At 66.1% G+C, this 6,368-nt stretch carries 6 protein-coding genes; all 6 read right to left on the bottom strand.

The window, feature by feature from the left end; genetic code table 11:
- Window positions 1–205: 205 nt before the first annotated feature.
- Window positions 206–1,264, bottom strand: a complete 1,059-nt coding sequence (locus tag EOA38_RS24545; RefSeq protein ID WP_126092938.1) for a glycosyltransferase family 4 protein — start codon at window positions 1,262–1,264, stop codon at window positions 206–208.
- 154 nt (window positions 1,265–1,418) lie between these two features.
- Window positions 1,419–2,633: an MFS transporter gene (locus EOA38_RS24540; RefSeq protein ID WP_126092937.1), complete on the bottom strand. Its 1,215-nt coding sequence runs from the start codon at window positions 2,631–2,633 to the stop codon at window positions 1,419–1,421.
- Window positions 2,634–2,923: 290 nt separating this feature from the next.
- Window positions 2,924–3,694 carry an L-iditol 2-dehydrogenase gene (locus EOA38_RS24535; RefSeq protein ID WP_127300445.1) on the bottom strand — a complete coding sequence of 257 codons (771 nt, stop codon included), beginning with the start codon at window positions 3,692–3,694 and terminating at the stop codon, window positions 2,924–2,926.
- A 29-nt stretch (window positions 3,695–3,723) separates the two neighbouring features.
- Window positions 3,724–4,482: a glucose 1-dehydrogenase gene (locus EOA38_RS24530; RefSeq protein WP_126092935.1), complete on the bottom strand. Its 759-nt coding sequence runs from the start codon at window positions 4,480–4,482 to the stop codon at window positions 3,724–3,726.
- A gap of 31 nt (window positions 4,483–4,513) precedes the next feature.
- Window positions 4,514–5,242 carry an SDR family oxidoreductase gene (locus EOA38_RS24525; RefSeq protein WP_126092934.1) on the bottom strand — a complete coding sequence of 243 codons (729 nt, stop codon included), beginning with the start codon at window positions 5,240–5,242 and terminating at the stop codon, window positions 4,514–4,516.
- 22 nt (window positions 5,243–5,264) lie between these two features.
- Window positions 5,265–6,368 (bottom strand): sugar ABC transporter permease (locus EOA38_RS24520; protein ID WP_127300444.1); only part of this gene is annotated, 1,104 nt, incomplete at its 5' end.

Here is a 6,368-nt window from a genome sequence, read left to right as displayed (position 1 = left end):
AAGAAACCGTCGCCGGCGCCTCTGATGTCGCCATAGGCGTCCGTGACGGCAAAACAGTCGCCCTGCTTGAGCGCGAACAGCCGGTGCGGCTCCCGCGGCGCCGTTTCGTCAAGCGAGGCAAGGGCTACCGCGGGATCGAGCTTGCGCTCGTCGAGCTGCGTCATTCGTCACCTCTTCGTTTGTCCCGCCCGAAAGACAATGCCGATCAGGAGGCCTTCGCCTCCCGGATGCCGATCAGGCGCATATAGGCGGCGAGATAGTCGCGCGCCATCCTGGTGACCGAAAACCGCTTTTCGAAGACCGCCCTCACCTGCCGCCGATCAAGCTCGAGAAGGGCCGGCATTGCAGCGACAGCCTCATCGACGGTGTCCACGGCAAAGCCGGTCACGCCCTGGTCGATGATCTCCGGCAAGGCGCCGCAATTCCAGGCGATGACCGGCGTGCCGCAGGCCATGGCCTCGATCGGCGCCAGGCCGAACGGCTCCGGCCAATCGATGGGAAACAGGAGACCGGCGGCGTTGCCGAGAAATGCCGCCTTCTCGTCCTCAGCGATCTCGCCGACATAGTCGACGCGGTCGCCGTCGATGAGCGCCTCGATCTCGTCGTGAAAATAGGCGCGGTCATCGTCGCCGATCTTGGCCGCCAGCTTCAGCTTCAGCCCGGAACGTCGCGCGATATCGATCGCGCGGTCCGGCCGTTTGTCGCGCGAGAGGCGCCCGAGAAAGGCCAGATACGGCTCTTCGGGTGACGGGTCATATGTGGGCTGATAGGCATCGACCGGGATCCCGTGATGGATCGTGGCAATCCAGTTGGCGTCGGGCAATCCCCGCTTCTGGCTGTGCGAGATGGAGATCATCGGGAAGCGTGGGAAGCGCCTGTAGGCCGGTGCCAGGTCGACATAGTCGAGCCGGCCATGCGGCGTCGTCACCGTTCGTCCCGCCATGTGCTCGAAGAACGGAAAATGCGCGAAATGGCTGAGATGGAAGTGGATGACGTCGAACTCGCCGGCCCGCTCGCGCACGTCAGCAAGCATCGCGAGATGGGCCGCGATCTCCGATTTCTTCGGCCGCGGGTCGAGCCTGATCGCCTGGTCGCGGCCGGGCACCAACCGCGCCGAGGTCTCGCTGTCGCCGCTGGCGAACAGCGTCACATCGTGCCCCAATTCCACCAGCGCTTCGGTGAGATAAGAGACGATGCGCTCGGTGCCGCCGTAAAATCTCGGGGGGACGGACTCATAGAGCGGCGCGACATGGGCAATGCGCATGGATTCCCTCAAACTGTTGATGGGAACCAAAATGCGTCAGCCGCGAGATCGTTCCTCCCAATCGGCAGGAACCGGAGAAAGCGCCCGGCGGGGGTGAGCGCGTGGCTGGACGGAGCTTTCCGGCCACGCCCAGGATTCGACGGCCAGCCGGAACCTACCGCCGGCCGCCGGCAAGCTTGAGCGCCGACCGATCGGCCCGCAGCGCCAGCATTGCGGCGGCGCCGATGGCCGGACCAGGCACCAGCAACAGGAACGCCCAGCGCCAGCCGCCGATGGCCTCGCCGAACAGCGGCACCATCCAGATGGCGGCGATGGTGATGGCAAAGCCGATACCCATCTGGAAGGCCAGCGCCGATCCGACGAGATGCGGCTCGGCAAGTTCCGTCACGGCGGCCGAGAATTGCGCGGAGTCGGCAACGACCGAGACGCCCCAGACCAGGGCGACGGCGACGAACAGCCAGGACGGACCGTCGAAGAAGACGCCGATCAGCAGTGCGCACGCGCCGGATAGCGCCATCGACAGCGCCGTTGTGTTGCAGCGGCCGACACGATCGGCCAGCAGGCCGCCGCCGGCGGCGCCGAGCGCGCCCACTGCGATCACCGCGAAGGTGAGCAGCGAAACATTTCCGGAAAAGATCGGGTTGCCGGCAGCAAGCGCGGCTCCCGCATAAGCCAGGAACCAGCCCCACATGGCGTAGAGCTCCCACATGTGGCCGAAATAGCCGAGATTGGCGAGCATGACCGGGCGGTCGCGGATAATCGCCCCGACCTGGCGTGGGTCGACGACCGATCGCGCAAATGGAAACGGGCCTTCATGCAGGGCGCGTCCGAAGATTGCCGCGGAGACGAACGCGCACAACGAGCTGGCGCTCACGACGACGCGCCAGTCGACCCCGGCGCCGATGGCCCGCACCAAATGCGGCAGCGCCGAGCCGAGCGTCAGCGCCGCGATCAGCAGGCCGAGCGCCAGGCCGCGCTCCTTGCGAAACCAGGTCGCCATCAGCTTTATCGCCGGCGGATAGACACCCGCCAGCGCAATGCCGGTGACGAACCGGGCGAGGACCGCAACGACAGCGCCGGGCTCGATCAGCAGGACCAGGTTCGCCGCCCCTGCCAGCGCCGCCGCGCCCGCCATCATGCGATTGAGCCGCCAACGATCCGGCAGCCCAAGGATCGACGAGGTCAGCGCTCCGATGACGAAGCCCGCCTGCACGCCGTTGGTCAGCCAGGCCGCTGCGGCGGCGCCAAGCTGCCAGCGCGTCTCGAGTTCGGGAATCACCGCCGTTGCCGAAAACCAGGTGGTGAGCGAAAGAACCACGGCCAGGCAAGCCAGCGCGAGGAACGACCAGCGCCTCGCCTCGCCCGACATCCTCACAGCCCCTGAAGCGGTGTTGTGCAGGTGATCGGCGCCTCGGTCAGTTTGCAGATCGACTTTTCCGCATCCATCTCGGCTACCCCCCAACGCAGCTATGACGGCCAACACCCGCTGCCCTCATGAACTCCCATTCTACACTGAGAAACATCGTGCCGGTCCAGGCAATTCCTCGGCGAAGGCGGCTTCCGAAATGCCGGTAGCCCACCTCCAGGACTTGCTTGCCGAAGGCCCCCTTCGCCGAGAGCACGGCGACGGCTGCCGCGGCCTGAAGCCTCACCCCCGCTTCAGCTCATCCAGTTGCCGCCGTCCACATTAAGGGTTTGCGCGACGACATAATCGGCGTCGCTCGAGGCCAGGAAAATGGCCGCGCCCCGATAATCGTCCGGATCGCCCATGCGCCCTGCCGGCACCGCCAGCCCGACCTGCCGCTTCTTCTCGCCGATCGGCAGGTTCTCGTAGCGCGCGAACAGCGCGTCGACCTGGTCCCACATCGGCGTGTCGACCACGCCCGGCGCGATGCCGTTGACGTTGATGCCGTGCTTGATGAGCGCAAGTCCGGCCGATTGCGTGATGTTGATCACCGCGGCCTTGGTCGCGCAGTAGACAGCGACCAGTGCCTCGCCGCGCCGTCCGGCCTGCGATGCCATATTGATGATCTTGCCGCGGCGCCCTTGCGCGACCATGCGCTTGGCCACTGCCTGCAGCGTGAACAACAGGCCTTTCACATTGACCGAGAATTGCAGGTCGAAGCTCCTTTCCGAAATCTCCAGCAGCGGCCCCATGTCGAAGACGGCGGCGTTGTTGACCAGGATGTCGATGCCGCCATGCGTCCTCGTCACGCTATCGACCATCGCCTCGATCGAGGCGAGGTCGCGCACGTCGAGCTGCGCGGCTGTTGCTTTGCCGCCGAGCTCGCGCGCCAGCGCGTCCGCCTTGTCGATCGCCATATCGGCGATGACGACATGGGCGCCTTCGGCGGCGAAGCCGCGCACGATGGCCGCCCCGATGCCTTGCGCGCCGCCGGTGACGACGGCGACCTTATCCTTGAGTTTCATACCGGTTCTCCTGCCTCGGCGAGACTATATCAGCGCGTCGTATAGCCGCCATCGATGACCAGCACCTCGCCGGTTACATAGCTCGCGGCGGGAGAGCACAGGAAAAGTGCGGCCGCCGCAACCTCCTCCGGCCGGCCGACGCGACCCATCGGCGTCATGCCGCGCCAGATCGGGAACCATTCGGGGTTTTCGATGCCGCCGCGCGACATGTCCGTCTCGACATAGCCGGGCGCCACGGCGTTGACGCGGATGTTCTCGGCCGCGACCTCGCTGGCGAGGCTCTTGGTCATCATATGCACCGCAGCCTTGGAGCTGTTGTACGCGACCTGGTTCTGCGGAATGTTGGAGACTATGCCGGAGATCGAGCCGACATTGAGGATCGCGCCGCCGCCCTGACGCCGCATCGGCCCCAGCGCCGCCCGGCAGCAGCGGAACACGGCATCGACATTGATCGCCATCGTCCTGCGCCAGATGTCCTCAGGATAGTCACCGCTGTCGCCATGCACCGCAATGCCGGCACTGTTAACCAGGATGTCGAGCCGACCAGCCTTGGCGAGCGTATCGGCGACCAGCCTGTCCGGCGCCTTCTCGTCCAGCATTTCCGCGGCGAGGAAATCGAAGGCAAGACCCGCGAGTTCCTGCCGTGCGTCGTCCTTCATGGTCCGGCCCGCAACGACGACATGCGCGCCGGCTTCCCCGAGCGCCTTGGCGATGGCAAGGCCGATGCCGCGTGTGCCGCCGGTCACCAGCGCCACCTTATCTTCCAGTCGGAAGCGGTCGAGGATCATGATTGCGGCTCCATCGCGTTGGAGGGGCGGTTCAGATGTCCACGCTCTGCGGCAGGATGACGAGGTCGCGAATGGTGACGTTGCGCGGCCGCGTCAGCATGAAGAGCACGGCGTCGGCCACCTCCTTGGCCTCCATCAAGCTGCCGGCGGCCAGCGCCTCTTCCATCTTGGCCTTCGGCCAGTCGCTCAGCAGCGCCGTCACCACGGGGCCGGGCGCGACCGCGCCGACGCGGATGCCGTGCTTCAGCACCTGGCGGCGTACCGTATGCACGAAGGCCTGCACGGCGAATTTCGAGGCGGTGTAGATCGGCTCCCAGACAACGGGGACGAAGCCGGCGACGGAACTGGTGACGATGATGTCGCCGCTCTTCTTCTCGATCATATGCGGCAGCACGGCATGGACGGTGCGGAAGACGGCGTTGATGTTGAGGTTGAGCATCTTGTCCCATTGGTCGGGATCGCCGGACGCCACCTCGCCGCCGACATAGGCGCCGGCATTGGCATGAAAGATGTCGAGAGTGCCGGCCTTCTCCAGGATCTCCGGCATCATGCGGTTGACGCTCGCCGGGTCGAGCAGGTCGGTGACCACGGCGCAAGCATTGTCGCCGAGCTCGGCGACAAGCTCCTTCAGCCGATCCTCGGCCCGGTCGACCAGCACGACCTTTGCGCCGACGGCGAGCATGGCGCGGGCGCATTCCAGCCCAATGCCGGAGGCAGCACCAGTGATTGCGGCAACCTTGCCGGAGAGACTTTCAGACATTGCGATCCTCTTCAATGAGCCGTCAGGCGCGGCCGTGTGAGACACGCGAGCGGCGGGCGAGAGAATCGACGATGACCGCGATCGCCAGCACACAGCCGGTGATCATGTACCGGAGCGAGGATGACAGATCGAGCAGCGTCAGGCCGCTTGCGATGGACTGGATGACGATGATGCCGAGCAGCGCCGAATAGGCGCTGCCGCGGCCGCCGAACAGGCTGGTGCCGCCGATGACGGCCGCCGCGATGGCGTTGAGGTTGACGTCGCCGGTGCCGGCCTGCTGGCTGGCGGTCGCCAGACGAGCGGCCGAGAGCAGGCCACCAGTCGCCGCCAGCGTGGCGCAGAGCGCGAAGGCGCTGGTGTAGATCAGGCGCACATTGATGCCGGCGCGACGCGCCGCCTCGCGGTTGCCGCCCACGGCAGTCATCGAGCGGCCCCACTGGGTCCGCTTCAGCGCGTAATTCATGGCCACGACCAGGCCAACGAACAGGGCGAACATCCAGGGCACGCCGCGCGACAGGTTGAGGTAGTAGGCCACCAGTTCGAGCGCGAGGGTGATCGCCACGGCCTGGAGGAGAAGCCCGCCGAAGGAACGCGACGACAGCCCGGCGGCCTGGCGTCGCTGCGCCTTGCGGTAGCCGAGAACCAGGGCGAGCACGCCAGGCACCACGGCCAGCGTGTACGACACCCAGTGCGGCATCACCAGGAGCTGGCCGAAATTCACCAGTGGCGAGTCGTAGGGCAGATTGATCGAGCCGGTCGGGCCGAGGATGTAGAGCTGCAGCCCGAGGAAGGCGAGCAGGCCCGACAGCGTCGACACGAAGCTCGGCATGCCGAGCCTGTTGAGCAGGAACGCATAGACGCAGCCGGTCACGAACCCGACCGCCATCGCCGCCAGCATCGCAAGCCCTACCGGCCAGCCCCACTGGACCCACAGCACGCCGAGCAGCGCCGAGGACAGGCCGCTGACCGAGCCGACGGACAGGTCGATCTCGCCGACCATCAGAACGCAAACGATGCCGAGCGAGATAATGCCGACCGTCGAGCAGTCGAACAAAAGGTTGACGAGATTGTTCGGCGACAGAAATACCGGGTTGAGCGTCTGGAAGATGGTGCAGATCAGCACCAG

Origin of the sequence: Mesorhizobium sp. M1E.F.Ca.ET.041.01.1.1 (assembly GCF_003997355.1) — a bacterium.
Lineage (GTDB): Bacteria > Pseudomonadota > Alphaproteobacteria > Rhizobiales > Rhizobiaceae > Mesorhizobium.
The sequence above is the reverse complement of the archived record's forward strand: the minus strand, read 5'-3'. Positions and strand labels throughout refer to the sequence as shown.

What these genes read in the sequence shown, in the direction of transcription:
- EOA38_RS24540 (WP_126092937.1), bottom strand. Translation starts at nt 2,633, where the DNA reads ATGTCGGGCGAGGCGAGGCGCTGGTCGTTCCTCGCGCTGGCTTGCCTG.
- EOA38_RS24525 (WP_126092934.1), bottom strand. Translation starts at nt 5,242, where the DNA reads ATGTCTGAAAGTCTCTCCGGCAAGGTTGCCGCAATCACTGGTGCTGCC.
- EOA38_RS24535 (WP_127300445.1), bottom strand. Translation starts at nt 3,694, where the DNA reads ATGAAACTCAAGGATAAGGTCGCCGTCGTCACCGGCGGCGCGCAAGGC.
- EOA38_RS24545 (WP_126092938.1), bottom strand. Translation starts at nt 1,264, where the DNA reads ATGCGCATTGCCCATGTCGCGCCGCTCTATGAGTCCGTCCCCCCGAGA.
- EOA38_RS24530 (WP_126092935.1), bottom strand. Translation starts at nt 4,482, where the DNA reads ATGATCCTCGACCGCTTCCGACTGGAAGATAAGGTGGCGCTGGTGACC.